Origin of the sequence: Streptomyces sp. HUAS TT7 (assembly GCF_051550175.1) — a bacterium.
Lineage (GTDB): Bacteria > Actinomycetota > Actinomycetes > Streptomycetales > Streptomycetaceae > Streptomyces.
In genome coordinates, this window is sequence record NZ_CP196175.1 from 4,008,010 (window position 1) to 4,027,231 (window position 19,222).

Genomic DNA, 19,222 nt, shown 5'->3' on the forward strand with positions numbered 1-19,222 from the left:
CCAAATGGGTGGCCGCTCGAACGTTCGTCGCCCAGAGTTCACCGAGGTGATGGGGACGGTTCACTTCCTATGGCCGAATCGGACGCGTAGCGGACGGAACGTGGGAGCGTGGGGTTCACAGGCACCCCCGGCCCCCGGAGACGTTGTAGAGAGGGACACCCATGCGGGACGCGTACCACGAGGAACTTGACTCGATCGGCGAGGGCCTGGTCGAAATGGCCCGCCTTGTCGGGTCGGCGATCGGGCGCGCCACGACGGCCATGCTCGACGCCGATCTGAAGCTCGCCGAGAGCGTGATCGCGGCCGACCAGAAGGTCGACGATCTCCAGCACGACCTGGAGGCCCGGGCGATAGCCCTGCTGGCCCGCCAGCAGCCGGTCGCCACCGACCTGCGGATCGTCGTGACCTCCCTGCGCATGAGCGCCGACCTGGAGCGATCGGGCGACCTCGCCCAGCACGTGGCCAAGCTGACCCGCCTTCGCTACCCGGAGCGCGCCGTTCCGCACGACCTGCACGCCACCATCCTGGAGATGGGCCAGCTCGCCCAGCGCCTGATGGCGAAGGCCGCCGAGGTCATCATCACCAAGGACGTCGACCTGGCCCTCCAGCTGGAGCAGGACGACGACGAGATGGACCTGCTGCACCGCACGCTGTTCCAGCACCTGATGGACGACCGCTGGAAGCACGGCATCGAGACCGCGGTGGACGTGACCCTGCTCGGCCGCTACTACGAGCGCTTCGCGGACCACGCCGTGTCGGTCGCCAAGCGTGTGGTCTACCTGGTCACCGGCGAACACGCCGACGAGCTCCAGGCGGCGGCGCCGGTCGAGGGGGCCTGACACCGGAGTGGGCCCAACAGGCTTGCGCGCGTGCGCCGTTGATGCGCCCGCCGGATTGGGCATGCAATGGGTAAAGGCTCCTTGCGTCTGCCTACCCCGGGAGGGACCCATGGCCGATTCGCCCACGTCCGAACCACGCCAGGAAGCACCTGTCACCCCTGTCGAAGTGGTCCGGCTCCCCCTGATCGGCGCGTGCGGCTGCGGCTCGGGCTGCGGCTGCGGCTGCCAGTCGGGCGCGCCCTGCCAGTGCGGCGGCTGATCCCGCCGACGGTGTTGTTCCCAGCATGAGTTCCCAGCACGAGGAGGGGCCCCGCCCGGGTCGGGCGGGGCCCCTCCTTCCTTCATCGCCGTCGCGGGGTCACTTCACGGTGACGGCGACCGTCGGCGAGGTGACCTCGTCGTACTTGATTCGCAGTTCCTGCTTGCCCTTGTCGTTGAGCTTGGCGTCAAGGGAGTAGCTGCTGCCCTGCTTGACCGTGGTGCTGGCCTGCAGGGTCGTCCACTTGCTGCCCTTCTTGTGCTGGAGCACCAGCTTGCTGCCTATGGGCATGCCCTTGGTGCGGCCCGTGAACGTCACCTTGTCGCCGGCCTTCACCGAGGCCGTCGACGCCTTCACGGTGATGGACGCGGCCTGCTTGGACGCGGAAGCGGACGGGCTCGGCTTGGGCTTGGGGCTTGGGGCGGCATGGGCGAAGGTGCCGACCGCGCCGGCGGTAAGCAGGGCAGCGGACAGCGCACCGGCCGCGAACGTCCGGGCGCAGCGGCTGCGCAGGGTGGCTTTCACATTGGACTCCTGTCTTGGCGGACTCCCCCGGATGGCGCACACTCCGTTCACTATTTGTTACGGAATGTCCCTATCGAGGTTATCCACGGACCCGCACGGTCGGCGACCGGAGTCGGACCGCCACCGCGCATGGCCGACCACGGCGCATCACGCGAAACCCCCCGCACCGCGGCAGAGCCGCAGGCGGGGGGCCTCGGGACAACAGGGAAGTACGGGGCTACTTCTTCTTGCCCTGGTTCTTCACGGCCTCGATCGCGGCGGCGGCCGCGTCCGGGTCCAGGTAGGTGCCGCCCGGCTTGACCGGCTTGAAGTCGGCGTCGAGCTCGTACACCAGCGGGATGCCGGTCGGGATGTTCAGGCCCGCGATGTCGGCGTCGGAGATGCCGTCGAGGTGCTTGACCAGCGCGCGCAGCGAGTTGCCGTGGGCGGCGATCAGGACGGTCTTGCCGTCCAGCAGGTCCGGGACGATGCCGTCGTACCAGTACGGCAGCATGCGCGTCACGACGTCCTTGAGGCACTCGGTCTGCGGGCGCAGCTCCGGCGGGATCGTCGCGTAACGGGCGTCGTCGCTCTGCGAGAACTCCGTGCCGTCCTCAAGGGCGGGCGGCGGGGTGTCGTACGAGCGGCGCCACAGCATGAACTGCTCCTCGCCGAACTCGGCGAGCGTCTGCGCCTTGTCCTTGCCCTGGAGCGCGCCGTAGTGGCGCTCGTTCAGGCGCCAGCTGCGGTGCACCGGGATCCAGTGGCGGTCCGCGGACTCCAGCGCGAGCTGGGCGGTGCGGATGGCGCGCTTCTGGAGGGAGGTGTGCAGCACGTCGGGGAGCAGGCCGGCGTCCTTGAGCAGCTCACCGCCGCGCGCCGCCTCCTTCTCGCCCTTCGGCGTGAGGTTGACGTCCACCCACCCGGTGAACAGGTTCTTCTCGTTCCACTCGCTCTCGCCGTGGCGGAGCAGGATCAGCTTGTACGGTGCGTCGGCCATGCGTCCGAGCCTAATCGACGTTACGGGGCCCTCGCGCGCGCACGGGCCCCGCCGGGACTTTGGCCCCGGGGCCGTCTCGATTGACGGACGCCGTCAATTCACTGGCCCCCGGGAACCGGCCACTTGTAACTTGCGGGCATCAGCCGCACCACTTACACGAGTGCCACAGTTCCGGGGGAAGCCGCATGTCCGTCACCAGTCTCAGACGCGCCGCACGAGAAACCGTCTCGGGGCTCCCCCGGGAGTTCTGGTGGCTGTGGACCAGCACCCTGATCAACCGGCTCGGGGCCTTCGTCGCCACTTTCATGGCGCTCTACCTCACCCTGGACCGGGGCTATTCGGCCTCGTACGCGGGACTTGTGGCCTCGCTGCACGGGCTCGGCGGGGTCGTCTCGTCGATCGGCGCGGGCATCATGACCGACCGGCTCGGGCGCCGCCCCACCCTGGTGATCGCCCAGACGTCGACGGCCCTGTCGGTCGCGCTGCTCGGCTTCATGACGGATCCGGTGGCGATCGCGGGAGTCGCGTTCCTCGTCGGCATGGCGAGCAACGCGTCGCGGCCCGCGGTGCAGGCGATGATGGCGGACATCGTGAAGCCGGAGGACCGCGTCCGCGCGTTCTCCCTCAACTACTGGGCGATCAACCTGGGTTTCGCCATCTCGTCGATGACGGCGGGCTTCATCGCGCAGTACAGCTACCTCGCGGGCTTCCTGGGCGAGGCGAGCCTGACGCTGGTGTGCGCGGTCGTGGTCTTCCTCAAGCTGCCGGAGTCGCGCCCGGAGCGGACGGCGGTGGAGAAGGAATCCGAACCGCAGATCGGCATAGGTACGGTCCTGCGGGACGGCCGCTTCATGGGAGTGGTGGGCCTGTCCTTCCTCATCTCCCTGATCTTCCAACAGGGTTACGTGGGCCTGCCGGTGGCGATGGGCACGGACGGCTTCTCCAGCGCGGACTTCGGCCTCGCGATCGCGGTGAACGGCATCCTCATCGTGGCCGTCCAGATCCCCGTCACCCGCTACATCCAGCACCGCGACCCGCGCCGCCTCCTGATCATCTCGGCGCTGCTCGCGGGCTACGGCTTCGGCCTGACGGCGTTCGCGGGCTCGGTAGCGGTGTACGCCCTGACGATCTGCGTCTGGACCCTGGCGGAAATAGTCAACGCCCCCACGCAGACGGGCTTGGTGGTCCGCCTCTCCCCCCTCCACGGCCGGGGCCGCTACCAGGGCATCTACACGATGTCCTGGTCGGTGGCAGCGCTGGTGGCCCCGCTGATGTCGGGCTACGTGATCGACCACTACGGGGCGGAGTGGCTGTGGGGGACGTGCGCGGTGCTGGGGAGTGTGGCGGCGCTGGGGTACTGGGTGTTGATGAGGGGGCTGGCCGAGGAGGCGCCGGGGGCGTCGGCGGGGGCTGGGGATGCGGATGGGGCTCGGGTTGAGGTTCGGGAGGAGTCGGGAGTGTAGGGGTGCGACGAGGCTGCCCCCGCCCCGATGGGGGTCCGGGGGGAGCCTCGCCGCACCGGCAAGCTCAGCCCGCCCCGCCCGTCAGATGCCCGAACGCGTCGAGGTTCCGTGTGGACTCACCCCGCGACACCCTCCACGCGTACTCCCGCCGGATGGCCGACGCGAAGCCCAGCTCCAGCAGCGTGTTGAAGGCGCCGTCCGCCTCCTCCAGGACGACCCCGAGCAACCGGTCGAGCTCCTCCGGTGTGACGGAGGCGAGCGGGACCTTGCCGGCCAGGTACACGTCCCCGAGCCGGTCGACCGCGTAACTCACCCCGTACAGGCGGAGGTTGCGTTCGAGGAGCCAGCGATGGACGGCCGGCTCGTTCTCGTCGGGGTGCCGCACGACGAACGCGTTCACGGAGAGGGCGTGCGCGCCGACCCGCAGCGAGCAGGTGGTGGAGAGTTTGCGCGTGCCCGGCAGGGTCACGACATACGTACCGGGCTCCGGGGACTCCCACGAGAGCTCCGCGTCCTTGAGCGCCGTTTCGATGACCTGCCGCACGTCAGCCATGCGGCGAGCCTACGCGAAGGCCCCGCACCCGACCCGGGGTGGACGCGTCACCCGTGATGCGACCGGACCCGCCGCCGGTGTTCGGCCACCGCCGCCGTGTACACGTCCGCCGTCGCCGACGCCGCCGTCCCCCAGCCGAAGGACTGCGCGTGCCGGGCGGCCGCGCCGCCCATGCGCTGCACCAGCGAGGGGTCCTGGACGAAGCGGCGCAGGGCGGTCGCGTAGTCCTTGGGGTCGTGGCCCTGGACCAGGAACCCCGTCGAGCCGTCCCGTACCGCCACCGGAAGCCCGCCGACCGACGCCGCGACCACCGGCGTGCCGGCCGCCTGCGCCTCTATGGCGACCAGTCCGAACGATTCGCTGTACGAGGGCATGACAAGGACGGACGCCGCCCGGAACCAGTCCACGAGCCGGTCCTGGCCGACCGGTGGTTTGAACCGTACGACGTCACCGATGCCGAGCTTGGCCGCGAGCTTCTGCAGTCCTTCCGGCTTGGCCAGGCCGCTGCCCGAAGGCCCGCCCACGATCGGCACGATCATCCGCGAGCGCAGGGAGGGGTCGCGCTCCAGGAGCTCCGCCGTCGCGCGCAGCAGGATGTCCGGCGCCTTCAGCGGCTGGATACGGCCCGCGAAGACCGGGATGAACGCGTCCCGGGGCAGCCCGAGCCGGTCCCGCGCCGCGGTCCTGCCGTCCGCCGGGCGGAAGCGGTCGAGGTTCACACCGGGGTGGACGACGGCGACCTTGCCGGGGTCGGCCTCGTAGAAGCGGACGAGTTCGTCGGCCTCCTCGGCGGTGTTGGCGATCAGCCGGTCCGCCGCGTTCACGATCTGGGTCTCGCCGATGACACGAGCGGCCGGCTCGGGGGTGTCGCCCTCGGCGAGCGCCGCGTTCTTGACCTTGGCCATGGTGTGCATGGCGTGGACGAGGGGCACCCCCCAGCGTTCGGCGGCGAGCCAGCCGACGTGCCCGGAGAGCCAGTAATGGGAGTGGACCAGGTCGTAGTAGCCGGGCCGGTGGTGCGCCCAGGCCTGCATCACCCCGTGCGTGAAGGCACAGAGCTGGGCCGGCAGCTCCTCCTTGGCGAGGCCCTCGTAGGGCCCCGCGTCGATGTGCCGCACCAGCACCCCGGGCGACATCTCGACGGTCGGCGCGAGGCCGCCCGTGGTGGCCCGGGTGAAGATCTCGACCTCGATGTTGATCGCGGCCAGGCGCTTGGCGAGCTCGACGATGTACACGTTCATGCCGCCCGCGTCGCCCGTCCCCGGCTGGTGCAGCGGGGAGGTGTGGACGCTGAGCATGGCGACCCGGCGCGGCTTGCGGTGGCCGCCGGGCAGCCGGAGCCTGGGCGGGCCCGCCAGGGTGCCGGCGAACCGGGACACGTACTGGCTCACGTCGAGGCCCTCCTCGGCTCGGGGCACTGCCTTCGGACGCGGAGCGGGCATGCGGGCACGCCCCTCCAAAGCCCCGAACACCGGAATCCGCCCTTTCATTTCCACTTTGCCAAAATGTTGCCGGATACGTCGGGCGGAGCCTTCGGGCATCGGCTCGGGCCTGCGGAAACGGCCGGGCGGGAACGGAGGAGACGTCCGGCCGAGCCGTCGGACCGTCCCGGCCGAACCGTCGGACCAACCGGGCCGAACCGCCGCCTACCCTCGTCCTATGGCTCCACCCCCGTCCGCGAAGCGCCCCGTCGGCACCGTCACGCGCGGCACCACCAACCCGAACCGGCTGCGCCGCATGGACCGCTGGATCGCCGACGCGCACGGGGCCGCGCTGCGCCGCGCGACCGCTCCGGTCGCCGTCGACCTCGGATACGGGGCCGCCCCCTGGACCGCCGTGGAACTGCTCCAGCGCCTGCGCACCGCGGCCCCCGCCGTCTCGGTGGTCGGCATCGAGATCGAGCCGGCCCGGGTCGCCGCCGCCAAGCCGTACGAGCGCGAGGGCCTCACCTTCCGCCACGGCGGCTTCGAGGTGCCGCTGGCCGAGCCGCCGATGCTGATCCGCGCGGCGAACGTGCTGCGCCAGTACGACGAGGGCGAGGTGGCCGCCGCCTGGGCCCGGCTGTGCGCGCGGCTCGCGCCGGACGGGCTGCTCGTCGAGGGCACCTGCGACGAGATCGGCCGCCGCCATGTCTGGGTCGCGCTCGACCGCTCGGGCCCCCGCACGGTGACGTTCGCGACCCGGCTCGGCTCCCTTGAGCGCCCCTCCGACCTGGCCGAACGGCTGCCGAAGGCACTGATCCACCGCAATGTGCCGGGCGAGCCGGTGCACGCCTTCCTGCGCGACTTCGACCGGGCGTGGGCGGCGGCCGCCCCGTACGCCTCGCTGGGCGCGCGGCAGCGGTGGATCAAGTCCGTACGGGATCTGTCGGCCGACTGGCCCGTCGCGGACGGCGTACGGCGCTGGCGACAGGGTGAGGTGACGGTCAACTGGGCGGCGCTCGCGCCCAGTTGAGCCCGGCCGTTCCGGTCCGCCCGATCCGGCCGAGGTGACGCCCGGGCCAATTCGGGGCGTTGTTCGCGTCGTCGTACGGGTGAACCCCGGGGCTGGCGGAACGCGTGGAGCCCGGTGTTCGTCAGACGAAAAGGAATGCGGAGAGGGCCGCACGGAAGGACGTGCGGAAGAACGCGCAGGGGGATGTGCCCCGTTCGGTGCCCTTGCGCCTCTGTCGTTTTGGCGGAGGCCGTGGCAGCATCGCGGGCAGTGTGATGTTACTGACGGTAAATCACATGCTGTTTCATCCGGTGTTTCCGGTGTTCCGGTGTGGGGCCGGGGCTGGCTGGAGGGGGAGTTCATAGTGCCGAAGCAGCGCCGTTTGGCGGCCGCGATCGCCTTGGTGTGCGCCTTGACCGCGTTGGCGGTGCCGGGCACGGCGTTCGCCGACCCGGCGCCGACGCCGACGCCGACGCCGTCGACCACGGCGGCGGCCCAGCCCAGGACGCTCGAAGAAGTGGGCAAGCAGATCGACGACCTGTACCGGCAGGCGGCCGCGGCCACCGACGCGTACAACCTCGCCGAGGAGCAGACCAAGCAGCAGTCCGCGCAGATCGTGCAGCTGGCCCAGGAGATCGTGAAGGGCCAGGAGAAGATCAAGCGCCTGAAGGACCAGGCGGGCGCCACCGCGCGGATGCAGTACCGCAACGGCGGCCTTCCGCCCGGCGCGCAGATGATGCTCAGCGGTGACCCGGAGACGTTCCTCAACGGCGCCGACGCGCTGCGCCAGGGCCAGCAGGCCGCCCAGGGCGTGCTCGGCGAACTGAACCGTACGCAGGTCGACTTGGCGGCGTACAGCAAGGACGCCACCGCCCAGTGGAAGAACCTGGAGGCCAACCGGGTCAAGAAGGAAGCCGCGAAGAAGGACATCACCGAGAAGATCGCGGCGGCCGAGAAGCTCCAGGACCAGCTCAAGGAGCAGGAGAAGCAGCGCCTGGCCGAGCTGGAGCGGAAGAAGGAGTTCGACTCCCAGACGGCCTGGCTGAGCACCGGCATACTGAAAGAGATCAACAGCAGCGCGAGCGACCAGGGCAAGAAGGCCGTGAAGTTCGCGACCGACCAGATCGGCAAGCGGTACGTCTGGGGCGCCGCCGGCCCCGACACCTTCGACTGCTCGGGGCTCACTTCGCAGGCCTGGATCGCGGCCGGGCGCGGGATACCGCGCACCTCGCAGGAGCAGTGGGCCCAGCTGCCGCACGTCGCGATCAAGGACATGCGCCCCGGCGACCTCATCATCTACTTCGCCGACGCCACTCATGTCGGGATGTACATCGGCGACGGCGCGATCGTGCACGCCCCCCGGCCCGGCCGGACCGTGACGATCACGGGGGCCGGCTCCATGCCGATCCTGGGCGTCGTACGCCCTGACAAGTAGCGGGCACCGTACGGCCCGCCCTTCTCTTCCGGGTCTTCCGGCAGGCCCCCCCCCGGGCACCCCCGGCCCGTCCGGCCGGGCAGTTCCGGGGGGACCCGGCGGGCAATCGCTTACCGGCGGTACGGGCAATCCGCAACTTCCTGGGGCCCGGACAAATAAGGCATGAGGCATATGCCAACCGGCCCCGGGCGATCAACCGCCGAACGCCATTCCGCCACGCCCGTGGATGACGCTAGGGTCCCGGCTGGTGGGGCGCCGACCGGCGCATCCCCGCGCCCTCGGGGGGAGGGAAGGATTCCGGAACCGACGATGCCCGCATCCCAGCACGCACCCGTACCGCACCAGCGAGCCGCCCCGGAGCCCCAGACGGGCAGCGCCTCCGACGGCCCACTCAACCTGCTGGTCATCGAGGACGACCCGGCGGGCACCTTCACCGTGCACGAGCTCCTCGACGCGGCGGGCACCCGGGTCCGGATCCGCACCGCCCGCAATCTCACCGAGGCCGAGCGGCTGCTCACCGACGACGTCCACTGCATACTCCTGGACCTGGCACTGCCCGGCCGCGACCCGCACGACGAGCTCGCGGCCCTGCGCCATCTGCTCCACCTGGCCCCGCGCCACGCCGTACTGGCCCTCACCCCGTCCACCCACGCGGAGCGGGCGGCGGAGGCGGTCCGGGTCGGCGCGCAGGACTACCTGTTCCGGGACGAGCTGGACGGCAGGCTGCTCAGCCGCGCCATCCGGTACGCGGTGGAGCGCAAGCGCGCGGACACCGCCCAGTACAAGCTGGCCAAGTCGCGGCTGCGCGCCCAGGAGAACGCCCGCTTGGAACGAGGGCTGCTCCCGACCCCGCTGCTCGACGGCTCCGACCTGCGCTTCGCGGCCCGCTACCGCCCCGGCCGCTCCCGGGCGCTGCTCGGCGGCGACTTCTACGACACGGTGCGTACGCCGGACGGAACCGTCCACGCGATGATCGGCGACGTCTGCGGCCACGGCCCCGACGAGGCGGCCCTCGGGGTCGAACTCCGCATCGCCTGGCGGGCGTTGACGCTGGCGGGCCTGTGCGGAGACGAGCTGCTCTCCACGCTTCAGGAGGTCCTGGAGCACGAGCGCGACAGCGAGGAGATCTTCGCGACGCTGTGCACCGTCGACATCGCGCCGGACGGCCGCAGCGCGGGCCTCTGCCTGGCCGGCCACCCCTCACCGCTGATCGCACTCGGCGGCCGGGCCCAGCTGCTCCCGTACGAGAACGGCGGCCCGGCACTCGGCCTGCTGCCGCGCGCCCGCTGGCCGCGTCGGCAGGTCCAACTCGGCCGGGAATGGGGCCTGTTGATGTACACGGACGGCCTGATCGAGGGCCGTACAGGGGAGGGAAGCCAGCGGCTCGGCCAGGACGGCATGGTGGAAATGATCAACGGCCAGCTGGCGTCGGGGCTGCGCGGCGAGTCACTGCTCGAAGCCGCGGTGACCCGGGCCCGCGAGCTCAACGGCGGCGAGCTGACGGACGACGTGGCGGTGGTCCTCCTGGAACGCAAGCGCACGGAGGGCTGACGCGCCGGGGGTCCTTCGGGGCAAGCCGTTCAGGGCCTGTCGAATCGGCTCGGGGGCCAGCGGTTCAGGGGCCACCGGTTCGAGGCCTGCCGGCTCGGGGATTGCCGGGAACTACCGGCCGCCGTTGTAGGGCCCGTACGGACCGTCACTGCTGGAGCCGCCGCCGCGTCGGCCGCCCCGGCCACCGCCGGAGACCTGCCGGATCGCGGGCCGTACGTCCACCATGAACACGATCGAGGCGACGAGCCCGGCGAGCTGCAGGAACAGCACCGGCACGACCAGGTTCACCACGACCGTGATGCCGAGGATGATCAGCCAGAACGGCTTGGTCTGCTTGTCCGCCGCGCGATACGCGTCCTCGCGGGCCACGACGGCGAAGACCAGCGCCACCACGGCGATGACGAGCATCGCGAGATAGAGCAGCGATGTGAGAAGGCTGAATCCCGTGAGCAACATGCCGTGCACCGCCTAGTGAGTCCTGATGGGTACTGCGTCCTGATGAGTGCCGCGCCCCGATGAGTATGGAGAGCGCCTCGCGGCCAAGGTACTAGTACAACGGGGCGGGCCCCCCGAAGGTGCCCGCCCCGCGAACCGCGTAAGCCGTTTATTCGGCGGACTTGGCGGCGGTCTTCTTCGCCGCGGTCTTGCGCGGGGCGGCCTTCTTGGCAGCGGGCTTGTCGGCGGAGTCGGAGTCGGCCGCGGCGGCCTCGCCCTGCGCCGGGGCCTCGTCCTTGGCTTCGTCCTTGGGCTCGACAGCGGTGGCGATCTCGACGATCTCGTCGGCGGCCTCGCCGCGCCACTGCTTGACGACCTCCTGGCCGTGCTCGGCGACCGAGTCGTAGCCCTCGCGCGCCTTGACGGCGTACTCGGCGAGGACGCCGATGCTGCGCAGCGCGAGGTCCTGGGCGTTCTCGCCCAGCTTCTTGAGGTCGCCGTCGAGGGCGCCGAGGAACTCGTTGGCGCGGGTGGTGACGGCGGCCTGGACCTCCTTGACCCGGGTGGCGGCCTTCTCCTGCACGGCCTTCGGGTCGGTGCGGCGCACGGCCTCGATGCGCTCGGGCGCCTCGGTCTGGATCTTCTCGATCAGCGCCGGGACCTTCTTGGCCTGCTGCCCTGCGATGTCCGCCGTGCCGGCGAGGAAGTAGAGGGGGGTGGGGTCGGTGAGGGTCTTGCGCAGGTCATCGGTGATGGCCATGACTGTCCTCCCGGATCAGTGCTCAGTTGCTCGCTTGAGGGTCTTGAGGGGTTTGAGGATGGTCGGCGGCGCTGTCGGTGTCCGGGTCGGCGTCGAGCCCGTTCTCCTTGCGGAAGGACTCGTAGATCTGGAGCAGAACCTGCTTCTGACGCTCGCTGAGCGAGGGGTCGGCGAGAATGACGCTGCGCGTCCCAGCGGCCTCGGGAGACCGCTCGTCGAGAATCCCGGCCTGCACGTACAGCGTCTCGGCGGAGATCCGCAGCGCCTTCGCGAGCTGCTGCAGAATGTCCGCGCTCGGCTTGCGCAGCCCGCGCTCGATCTGACTCAGATACGGATTGGACACCCCGGCGGCATCGGCGAGCTGCCGCAGCGAGAGCTGCGCATTGCGCCGCTGCTCGCGCAGGTACTCCCCGAGATTGCCGACGTTGAGCGATGCCATACCCCGATGGTGCACCGCCCTGCTAACTATTGCAAGCGGACGCTTGCAAAAGTGCGCTGTGCCACGGCCGGTACGGCGCGCGATCGGAACATCAGGGGCGTCGGAACATCAACGGCGCCGGTCGGTCGGCGCTACGTCCGGTTCGCCGCCTGCTTGACGGTCTTGATCACTGGGGCCGTTTCCAGGTGGGTGATGGCCGGGAGTGCGGCGATCCGGGTGGTCAGGTAGCGGTACAGCTCCCGCTGGTTCGCGCACACCACGCTCGCGTACAGGTTGGTCGGGCCGGTCGTGGCGGCGGCGAAGGCGATCTCCGGATGGCCGGCCAGCGCCTGGCCGGTCTCCTCCAGGTGGGCGGGGGCGACCGACAGCCAGAGCAGGGTGCGGGCGTTCACGCCGAACATGCGCAGGTCGACGTCGATGTCGAGGTAGAGCACGCCGTGTGCGCGCAGCTCCGTCATCCGGCGCCGGACCGTCGTCGGTGACCAGCCGGTCGCCGCGGCCAACTGCTCGAACCCGGCCCGGCCGTCGGCGGCGAGCAGGGCGAGGAGCTTGCGGTCGCCGTCGTCGAGCCGCACCGGTCCCTGCCGGTGCGGCACCGGAGGCGGGCGCAGTCGCTCGAACGCCTCCGCGTCCAGCGACCCGAGTTTGCCGGCCAGGTTGTCCGGGCCGCCGTAGAAGGCGTGCAGCACGGAGTGCGCGGTCACGCCCTCCACCCGCGGGGTGCGCGGGAGTTTGGCCAGCAGCAGCGCCTCGCTGTCCGCCGCACTCTCCGTACGGACCACGCAGGTGATCTCGGTGCCACCGGAGTGGAGGCTCACCCAGGACGTGTCGGGACGTCTGGCCAGCGCCTCGGCGACCGGGAGCGACGCTGCGGGCGCACATCGCACCCGCAGGAACCACACGACGGCGCCCAGCACGGTGGAGTCGACCCCGCCGAGCACCCGTACCGCCCCGGCCGACCGCAACCGGGCGTACCGGCGGGCGACGGTGCGATCCGACACGCCGAGAACCTCGGCGATGGTGCTGAACGGAGCTCGGCCGTCGATCTGCAGGGCGTGCACGAGCCGACGGTCCAGCTCGTCGTAGCCGTAGTCGGAGTCGGATTCCACCGGTCCGAGGGTAGCCGGTGTCAACTACCAACAAAATCAGGGCTGTTACTGGCCCGGGCGATGCGGCCGACGGAGCGTTGCTCCTGTCCCGACCGACACAGCCCAAGGAGAGTCCCGTGGACACCGACGTACTCGTCGCCGGCGCCGGCCCGACCGGAATGACGCTGGCCAACGAACTGCTGACGGCGGGGGTGTCGACCGTCCTTGTCGACAAGCTGTCGCGGCGCAGCGACCTGTCCAAGGCAGGCGGCGTGCAGTCCCGCACGCTGGAGGCGCTCGACCAACGAGGCCTGCTAGAACCCCTGTTGGCCACCGGGGACCACCCCGTCACCACGGGCCACTTCGCCGGTATCCCGCTCCACTCCAACCGGCACCACCTGCCCTGGCGGTCCGTGCCGCAGGTGGTCATCGAGGGATTCTTCGAGCAGCACCTCGCCGCGCACGGCCTCCATGCCCGCAGGGACCACGAACTGGTCGGCCTCGCCCAGGACCCCGACGGGGTCACCGCATCCTTCGCCAACGGCACCGCCCTCCGCTCCCGTTACCTCGTCGCCGCGGACGGAGCGCACAGCACCGTACGGTCGCTGCTGCGAGCCGGGTTCCCCGGCCGGCCCGGTACGTTGACGATCGTCGCCGCCGACGTGCGGCTGGGCGGCGCCGATCCGGCCACGTCGCACACCTGGGGCGAGGACGGGCACTGGGCGGCGCTGTTCCCGCTCGGCACCGATCCGCAGGGCAGGCCGCTGCGCCGACTGGTCCTCGGCGGGCCGGGCCGGTCACTGCCGAGGGAGACCCCGGTCACCGAGGCCGAGATCCGTGACGGCCTGAGCACCGTGTTCGGAACGCGGGTACACCTGCTCGAACTGCGCTATGCCCGCCGTATCACCAACGCGTCGCGGCAGGTCGAGCAGTACCGGCACGGGCGGGTGTTCCTGGCGGGCGATGCCGCCCATGTCCACCTTCCGCTGGGCGCGCAGGGCATGAACACCGGGATGCAGGACGCCCTCAACCTCGGCTGGAAGCTCGCCGCCGCCGTGCACGGCTGGGCACCGAAGGACCTGCTCGACACGTATCACGCGGAACGGCATCCGGCCGGGGCCGCCGTATTGCGCAACGTCCGCGCGCAGAGCCTGCTGATGGACTGGGCCGGCACCCGCGATCCGGACGTGCTGGCCGCCCGGGAGATCTTCACGGCCATGGCCCAACTCCCGGACGTCCAGCACCATCTCACCGACCTCATGTCCGGTATGGCCCTCCGCTACCCGATGCCGGGCAGCGAAACCCACCCGCTCGTCGGCCGGCCCGCCCCCGACCTGGACCTCGGCCCGGCCCGGGTCCACGAACTGCTGCGCTCCGGCCACGGCGTCCTGCTGGACCCGTCCGACACGTTCGCCGGCATCGCCGCCCCCTGGTCGGACCGGGTGAGCCGAGCGGGCCAGGGCGCCGACACCGACCCGATGCTCATCCGCCCGGACGGCTACGTGTGCTGGGCCGGCCCGGGCGACCCGGAACCGTCGCTCGCCCACTGGTTCGGCGAGCCCCGCTGACCCGTCGGTTCGTGATCACACAGCCCGGCGCCGGGGGTGATCACACAGTTACGCCTCTTCGCGCTCCTTGCGCGCGAAGAGGTAGGCCTGCGGCACCGCCTCCGTGCCCTCCGGCTCCCGCCGCGCCCGCGTGGTCACCGTGAAGCCCGCCTCCTTCAGGAGGGTCGCGATGTGGTCCGGGGACAGCCGGTTGAAGTCCAGGGACACCTCATGGCCGAACGGGTTCGCCAAGTGCAGTGGTTCCTCGCCCACTTGGAAGCCGAGCAGCAGGTGGCCTCCGGGGGCCAGTACGCGGTGGAATTCCGCCATCACCTCCGGCAGCCGCTCCCCCGGGGTGTGGATGATCGAGTACCAGGCCAGCACCCCCGCCAGCGTCCCGTCCGCCGCGTCGACGTCCGTCAGCGAGCCCACCTCGAAACGCACCCCGGGATGGTCCGCGCGGGCCATCTCCACCATCCGGGGCGACAGGTCGATGCCGTGCACCGCCAGGCCGAGCCCGTGCAGATGGGCCGTCACCCGGCCCGGGCCGCTGCCCAGGTCCGCGACCGGTCCGCCACCCGCCGCGAGGACGAGTTCCGCGAACGCGCCCAGGATCGCCCGGTCCAGCGGCCTGTCCTCCAGCACGGTGCGGAAGCGCTCCGCGTACTCCGTCGCGATGGTGTCGTAGAAGGTGCGTGTCGTGTGCAGGTGGGGGGTGTTCAGGTGAGGGGCGTGCAACTCGCCCCCGGCGGACGTCTCTTGCGTGGTCATGGGCATCTGCGTGGTCATGGACGTCGACCCTAGACCCCGTCGCTCGCTGCCGGGCTCTCCCGGCGCGGGGCCTCGACGGCGGCCGTCGTCACCTCCCGTACGCCCCCGCCCTCGCCGCCGCGCCCGCCGCACCCGCCGCGCGGTCCGCCGCACCCTCGTCCAGCGGATCACCGCTCACCAGGAAGCGGTAGTACAGCGGCGCCGAGACCGCTCGGATCACTTCCGCCGCATCCGTGCCGGGCGGGACCTCGCCTCGTTCCGCGGCCTGCGTGACACAGGGGGCCCACTCCTCGATGCGGGTCGCGTAGAAGCGGTGCAGGGCGCGGGCCGCGCGGGGGTCGCAGGTGGCCGCCGCGATCACCGCCTTGAACAGGGCGCCCTGCCGAGGATCGGTCAGCGTCTTGACGACCAGGCGCGCGTTGGCCAACAGGTCGCCGTCCAGCGAGCCGGTGTCCGTACGGGGCGAGGACTGCTCGGCCATGTCGTCCAGGAGGTCGGCGACCAGGCCCGTCGTCGTGAACCAGCGACGGTAGACCGTGGTCTTGCCGACCTCCGCCCGGCGCGCCACGTCGGCCAGGTCGAGGCCGTCGAAGCCGTGCTCGGCCAGCGCGTCCCCGGCCGCCCGGAGTACGGCCGCCCGGACCCGCGCCGTCCGCCCGCCCGGCCGCACCGTCCCCGGCTCCACGCCCTCCATGGCCACTCCCGTTCCTGGTCCGACGAAGACGGCCCACTTTAAGAGAATCCCAGCACCGTTAACACTCGCTCGCCGGATCCTCCTTGACCTCAAGCCCTGTTGAGGTTGAAGACTCGCCGTACGAACCGCGCACCGGCGCGGACAACGGGTGGGAGCAGTGATCGTCATGCGTGTTGCACAGGTCGGGGAGTTCGGCGGGCCCGAGGTGCTGGTCCCCGCAGAAGCACCGGATCCCGTCGCCGGGGCGGGCGAGGTTCTCGTGGCCGTCGACCACATCGACACCCTCTTCGTGCAGACCCAGATCCGCGCGGGAGCCTTCGGCGAGTTCTTCGACGTCAAGCCCCCTTACGTGCCCGCCGGCGGCGTCTCCGGCACCGTCACCGCCACCGGCCCCGGCGTGGACCCGGCCTGGGTGGGCCGCCGGGTGGCCGCGGCCGGCCAGGCCGACAGCTATGCCGAGCTCATGGCGGTCCCCGCCGCCCACCTCTCCCCCGTCCCGGACGGCGTGGGCCTGCGCGAGGCGGCCTCCCTCGTCCACGACGGGGTGACCGCCCTCGCCCTCCTCGACAACACCGCCCTCAAGCCGGGCGAGACCGTACTGATCACCGGCGCGTCCGGCGGCATGGGCACCCTGCTCGTCCAGCTCGCCCGCGCGCTCGGCGCCACGGTGGTGGGCGTGGCCCGCGGGCCCGAAAAGACCGCGCTGGTACGGGAGTTGGGGGCCGACCAGGTCGTCGACGCGGCCGACTCCGGCTGGCCGGAAGGAGCCCGCGCCGCCCTGGGCGAGCGCGGCGCCGATCTCGTCCTGGACGGCGTCGGCGGCCAACTCGGCCTCGCCGCCTTCCCGTTGGCCGCCGACGGCGGACGCTTCTCCGCGCACGGCGCCCCCTCCGGCACCGGCTTCGCCGCCGTCGATCCGGACGAGGCCCGGCGGCGCGGCATCACCCTGCTCGGCATCGGCGACGTACAGCTGACGCCCGAGCGCCGCACCGCGCTCCTCGACCGGGTGCTCCAGGAGGCGGCGGCCGGCCGGCTGCGGTCCGTGATCGGTGAGGTGTTCCCGCTGGAGCGCGCCGCCGACGCGCACACGGCCATCGAGGGGCGGGGCCTGGTGGGGAAAGTGCTGCTCAAGCCGTGACACCGCCCGCCACGACACGCCGCTGACCTCCCACGGGGGTGGGGGTCAGAACATGTCGGGGCACCAGGGGCGGCGCGCCGTACGGAACAGTGCGTCCATGCGCGCCGCCGCCCCCGCCCGCTCCTCCGCGACCCGGCCGAGCGAGAGCAGCCGCGTCGCCGACTCGTCGCCGAGATACAGGGACGCCAACTCCCTTGCGTCCAGCGTCAGTTCGGCGGTACGGGTCGTGGGCGTGCAGCGTGCGCCCGTCTCGCTCGCCTCCAGGAGGAAGCGGCCCGCCGCCAGGCCCGCGCCGTCCTCGACCTCCAGGACGAGGGCGCCCTCGCCGGCGTACGTGCGCGCCTGAAGAAGCCGTACGACATCGAGCGGGCGCAGCCACAGGAAGTCGCTGTTGGTCACGACACCGGCCGCGCGCGGGTTCGGGAAGAACAGGGGCAGCAGGTCGTCGGGGGCGCGGTAGCCGGTGCGCACCGTGCGGATCCAGTCGATCGAGCACAGGTAGTGCCACAGGGCGCGGTCCGCGTCGGGGGTCAGGCCGATCAGGCCCTTCACCGTCGCCGTGTTCTCGGGCAGCTTGGCGTCGCTCCACTGCTCGTCGGCCGTGTACGCGGCGATCCCGGCGGCCTCGCCTCCGGCCGTGCGGTACACCGCGAAGAACGGCTCGGTCCAGGGGCCGTCCAGGCGGGCCGCGCCGGTGGCGAGGTCCCACCAGCGCCGGCTGCGGCTGACCGCGCCGGGCTGCGCCGCCCGGAACCGTTCGAAGATCTCGGGGCCCACCTTGGCCGCCTCGGCCGGGTCCACCAGGTCGACCCGGCCGCCGTCGGCCGGACCCGACCAGTTCGGGTCGAGGCCGGTGCGCGCCGTGCCGATCTCCCACTCGGTGAGCGAGGTGGCCGGGCCGAACCCGTACCGGCCGTAGATCGGGTACTCGGCGGCGATCAGCGTGGCGGCCACCTCGCCGCGCTCCCTGGCCGCCGACAGCTCGGCCGCCATCATCCGGGTGAGCAGCCCGCGCCTGCGGTGCGTGGGCGAGACGGTGACGCCGCTGACCGCCGTCACGGGCAGCGCGGCGCCGCCGACCGCGGTCAGCTCCTGCGCGAAGGACCGGAACGTCGCCACGCACCGGCCCGCTTCGAAGGCCCCCTGCAGCCGGCTGACATCGGTGTGGGCGAGCCGGCCCCGCGCCTCCTCGTCGCTCACGACGGGCGGGCGCAGAAAGCCCCGATTGACCGCCTTCAGCCAGTCGGTGTACTCGGCTTCGGCGACGGTACGGACCTCGATGTCGGGCTTGGCCGGGGTGCTCATACCAGCCAAGCTAGGCGGCTCCCGTTCAGAATGTCGCCCGAATTTCCCCGACCTCGGCGGCCCCGCCGAACAGCGGCGCGCGGCCGATCCGGTCCACCACCGGGCCGTCCACGCCCAGGAGTTGGAGCGCGCGGGCCAGGATCGGGCCGAGCGAGCGGATCGCGCCGTCGTCGACCTTGAAGGCGAGGGCGCGGCCGTCGGCCAGAGCCACCGCCTGCACGGCCTCGGCGCCCATCTTCGACAGGGTGCCGGGCACCTCGCGCATCAGCCAGGTGTCGGGCCGCCGCGTGCCGGCCACGTACTCGGGGTGGCTGCGCATCGCCTCGGCGACCCGGCCCTCGACCGTGTCCGCCCCGGCCGTCGCGAAGGTGCGGAAGGCGCGTGCGAGGCCGGTCAGGCTGATCGCCATGAGCGGCGCCCCGCAGCCGTCGGTGCCGACCGAGGCGACCTTCTCGCCCGCGGCCGCCTCGACGGAGTCGTGGACCAGCCGCTGGAGCGGATGCGCCGGGTCGAGGTAGCTGCCCAGGTCCCAGCCGTTCAGCTTGCAGGCCGCGAGCATCGCCGCGTGCTTGCCCGAGCAGTTCATGGTGAGCCGCTCACGGACGTGGCCCGCCGCCAGGTACGTCTCGGCCTCGGCCGCATCCAGCGGCAGGTCGGGCGGCGTCTGGAGGTCGTCCGGGGTCAGCCCGTGCTCGGCCAGCATCTTGCGTACGAGATCGAGGTGGAAGCCCTCGCCCGAGTGGCTGGCGGCCGCGATGGCCAGGCGCTCGCCCGACAGGTCGAGGCCGGCCCGCAGCACGGCGGCGGCCTGCATCGGCTTGTTGGACGAGCGGGGGAAGACGGGCGCGGCCGGGTCGCCGAGCGAGAACTCGACGCTGCCGTCGGCCGCCAGTACCACCAGCGAGCCCCGATGATGGCCCTCGACGAATCCGGAGCGTACGACTTCGGCGAGGACCGGGGGTATCGGGGACGTCAGGGCGGTCATGGGGGTGCGGCCTTCCGGGCAGG

The 19,222-nt window shown here is 71.7% G+C and carries 19 protein-coding genes; 7 read left to right on the forward strand and 12 right to left on the reverse strand.

What is annotated here, in order from left to right; translation table 11 throughout:
* The first annotated feature begins 161 nt into the window (after positions 1-161).
* A complete protein-coding gene (gene phoU, locus ACSHXC_RS18040) occupies positions 162-839 on the forward strand; it encodes a phosphate signaling complex protein PhoU (RefSeq protein WP_438292563.1) in 678 nt (225 codons plus the stop codon).
* 358 nt (positions 840-1,197) lie between these two features.
* On the opposite strand, the gene ACSHXC_RS18045 is transcribed toward phoU, so the two are convergent.
* Positions 1,198-1,623, reverse strand: a complete 426-nt coding sequence (locus ACSHXC_RS18045; RefSeq protein WP_438292564.1) for a hypothetical protein — start codon at positions 1,621-1,623, stop codon at positions 1,198-1,200.
* Positions 1,624-1,840: 217 nt separating this feature from the next.
* Positions 1,841-2,602, reverse strand: coding sequence for a phosphoglyceromutase (locus ACSHXC_RS18050; protein WP_438292565.1), 762 nt, complete (start codon positions 2,600-2,602; stop codon positions 1,841-1,843).
* 185 nt (positions 2,603-2,787) lie between these two features.
* Between ACSHXC_RS18050 and ACSHXC_RS18055 the strand changes: the two genes are divergently transcribed.
* Entirely contained in the window at positions 2,788-4,065 is a 1,278-nt protein-coding gene (locus ACSHXC_RS18055) for an MDR family MFS transporter (protein WP_438292566.1), read from the forward strand.
* 64 nt (positions 4,066-4,129) lie between these two features.
* Here ACSHXC_RS18055 and ACSHXC_RS18060 read toward each other — a convergent pair whose 3' ends face one another.
* Together ACSHXC_RS18060 and mshA are read right to left on the reverse strand one after the other, a co-directional pair.
* On the reverse strand, positions 4,130-4,618 hold the full coding sequence (locus ACSHXC_RS18060) for a YbjN domain-containing protein (protein WP_438292567.1): 489 nt from the start codon (positions 4,616-4,618) through the stop codon (positions 4,130-4,132).
* A 47-nt stretch (positions 4,619-4,665) separates the two neighbouring features.
* Positions 4,666-6,009 carry a D-inositol-3-phosphate glycosyltransferase gene (gene mshA / locus ACSHXC_RS18065; protein WP_438296660.1) on the reverse strand — a complete coding sequence of 448 codons (1,344 nt, stop codon included), beginning with the start codon at positions 6,007-6,009 and terminating at the stop codon, positions 4,666-4,668.
* 268 nt (positions 6,010-6,277) lie between these two features.
* Here mshA and ACSHXC_RS18070 point away from each other — a divergent pair, with 268 nt between their 5' ends.
* From ACSHXC_RS18070 to ACSHXC_RS18080, 3 genes are all read left to right on the forward strand, one after another.
* Positions 6,278-7,072: a class I SAM-dependent methyltransferase gene (locus ACSHXC_RS18070; protein WP_438292568.1), complete on the forward strand. Its 795-nt coding sequence runs from the start codon at positions 6,278-6,280 to the stop codon at positions 7,070-7,072.
* A 343-nt stretch (positions 7,073-7,415) separates the two neighbouring features.
* The gene (locus ACSHXC_RS18075) at positions 7,416-8,486 is read left to right on the forward strand and encodes an NlpC/P60 family protein (RefSeq protein WP_438292569.1); all 1,071 of its coding nucleotides are present in this window, start codon (positions 7,416-7,418) and stop codon (positions 8,484-8,486) included.
* Between the two features lie 171 nt (positions 8,487-8,657).
* Positions 8,658-10,037, forward strand: a complete 1,380-nt coding sequence (locus ACSHXC_RS18080; protein WP_438296662.1) for a PP2C family protein-serine/threonine phosphatase — start codon at positions 8,658-8,660, stop codon at positions 10,035-10,037.
* A 111-nt stretch (positions 10,038-10,148) separates the two neighbouring features.
* Here ACSHXC_RS18080 and ACSHXC_RS18085 read toward each other — a convergent pair whose 3' ends face one another.
* From ACSHXC_RS18085 to ACSHXC_RS18100, 4 genes are all read right to left on the reverse strand, one after another.
* Positions 10,149-10,493 (reverse strand): DUF2516 family protein, encoded by a 345-nt coding sequence (locus tag ACSHXC_RS18085; RefSeq protein ID WP_344372340.1) that lies wholly within the window; start codon positions 10,491-10,493, stop codon positions 10,149-10,151.
* Between the two features lie 148 nt (positions 10,494-10,641).
* The gene (locus tag ACSHXC_RS18090) at positions 10,642-11,232 is read right to left on the reverse strand and encodes a hypothetical protein (protein ID WP_438292570.1); all 591 of its coding nucleotides are present in this window, start codon (positions 11,230-11,232) and stop codon (positions 10,642-10,644) included.
* A gap of 22 nt (positions 11,233-11,254) precedes the next feature.
* A complete protein-coding gene (locus ACSHXC_RS18095) occupies positions 11,255-11,671 on the reverse strand; it encodes a helix-turn-helix domain-containing protein (RefSeq protein ID WP_438292571.1) in 417 nt (138 codons plus the stop codon).
* A gap of 131 nt (positions 11,672-11,802) precedes the next feature.
* Positions 11,803-12,780 carry an Lrp/AsnC family transcriptional regulator gene (locus ACSHXC_RS18100; protein WP_438292572.1) on the reverse strand — a complete coding sequence of 326 codons (978 nt, stop codon included), beginning with the start codon at positions 12,778-12,780 and terminating at the stop codon, positions 11,803-11,805.
* Between the two features lie 116 nt (positions 12,781-12,896).
* On the opposite strand from ACSHXC_RS18100, the gene ACSHXC_RS18105 reads away from it, so the two are divergent.
* On the forward strand, positions 12,897-14,327 hold the full coding sequence (locus tag ACSHXC_RS18105; protein ID WP_438292573.1) for an FAD-dependent monooxygenase: 1,431 nt from the start codon (positions 12,897-12,899) through the stop codon (positions 14,325-14,327).
* A 48-nt stretch (positions 14,328-14,375) separates the two neighbouring features.
* Here ACSHXC_RS18105 and ACSHXC_RS18110 read toward each other — a convergent pair whose 3' ends face one another.
* Positions 14,376-15,095: a class I SAM-dependent DNA methyltransferase gene (locus ACSHXC_RS18110; protein ID WP_438292574.1), complete on the reverse strand. Its 720-nt coding sequence runs from the start codon at positions 15,093-15,095 to the stop codon at positions 14,376-14,378.
* Between the two features lie 70 nt (positions 15,096-15,165).
* Positions 15,166-15,771, reverse strand: a complete 606-nt coding sequence (locus tag ACSHXC_RS18115) for a TetR/AcrR family transcriptional regulator (RefSeq protein ID WP_438292575.1) — start codon at positions 15,769-15,771, stop codon at positions 15,166-15,168.
* A 166-nt stretch (positions 15,772-15,937) separates the two neighbouring features.
* On the opposite strand from ACSHXC_RS18115, the gene ACSHXC_RS18120 reads away from it, so the two are divergent.
* On the forward strand, positions 15,938-16,909 hold the full coding sequence (locus ACSHXC_RS18120) for a zinc-binding dehydrogenase (protein WP_438292576.1): 972 nt from the start codon (positions 15,938-15,940) through the stop codon (positions 16,907-16,909).
* Positions 16,910-16,954: 45 nt separating this feature from the next.
* On the opposite strand, the gene ACSHXC_RS18125 is transcribed toward ACSHXC_RS18120, so the two are convergent.
* Both ACSHXC_RS18125 and ACSHXC_RS18130 read right to left on the reverse strand, forming a co-directional pair.
* Positions 16,955-18,214: a GNAT family N-acetyltransferase gene (locus ACSHXC_RS18125; protein WP_438292577.1), complete on the reverse strand. Its 1,260-nt coding sequence runs from the start codon at positions 18,212-18,214 to the stop codon at positions 16,955-16,957.
* Between the two features lie 25 nt (positions 18,215-18,239).
* Positions 18,240-19,199 carry an asparaginase gene (locus ACSHXC_RS18130; protein WP_438292578.1) on the reverse strand — a complete coding sequence of 320 codons (960 nt, stop codon included), beginning with the start codon at positions 19,197-19,199 and terminating at the stop codon, positions 18,240-18,242.
* Positions 19,200-19,222: the final 23 nt, after the last annotated feature.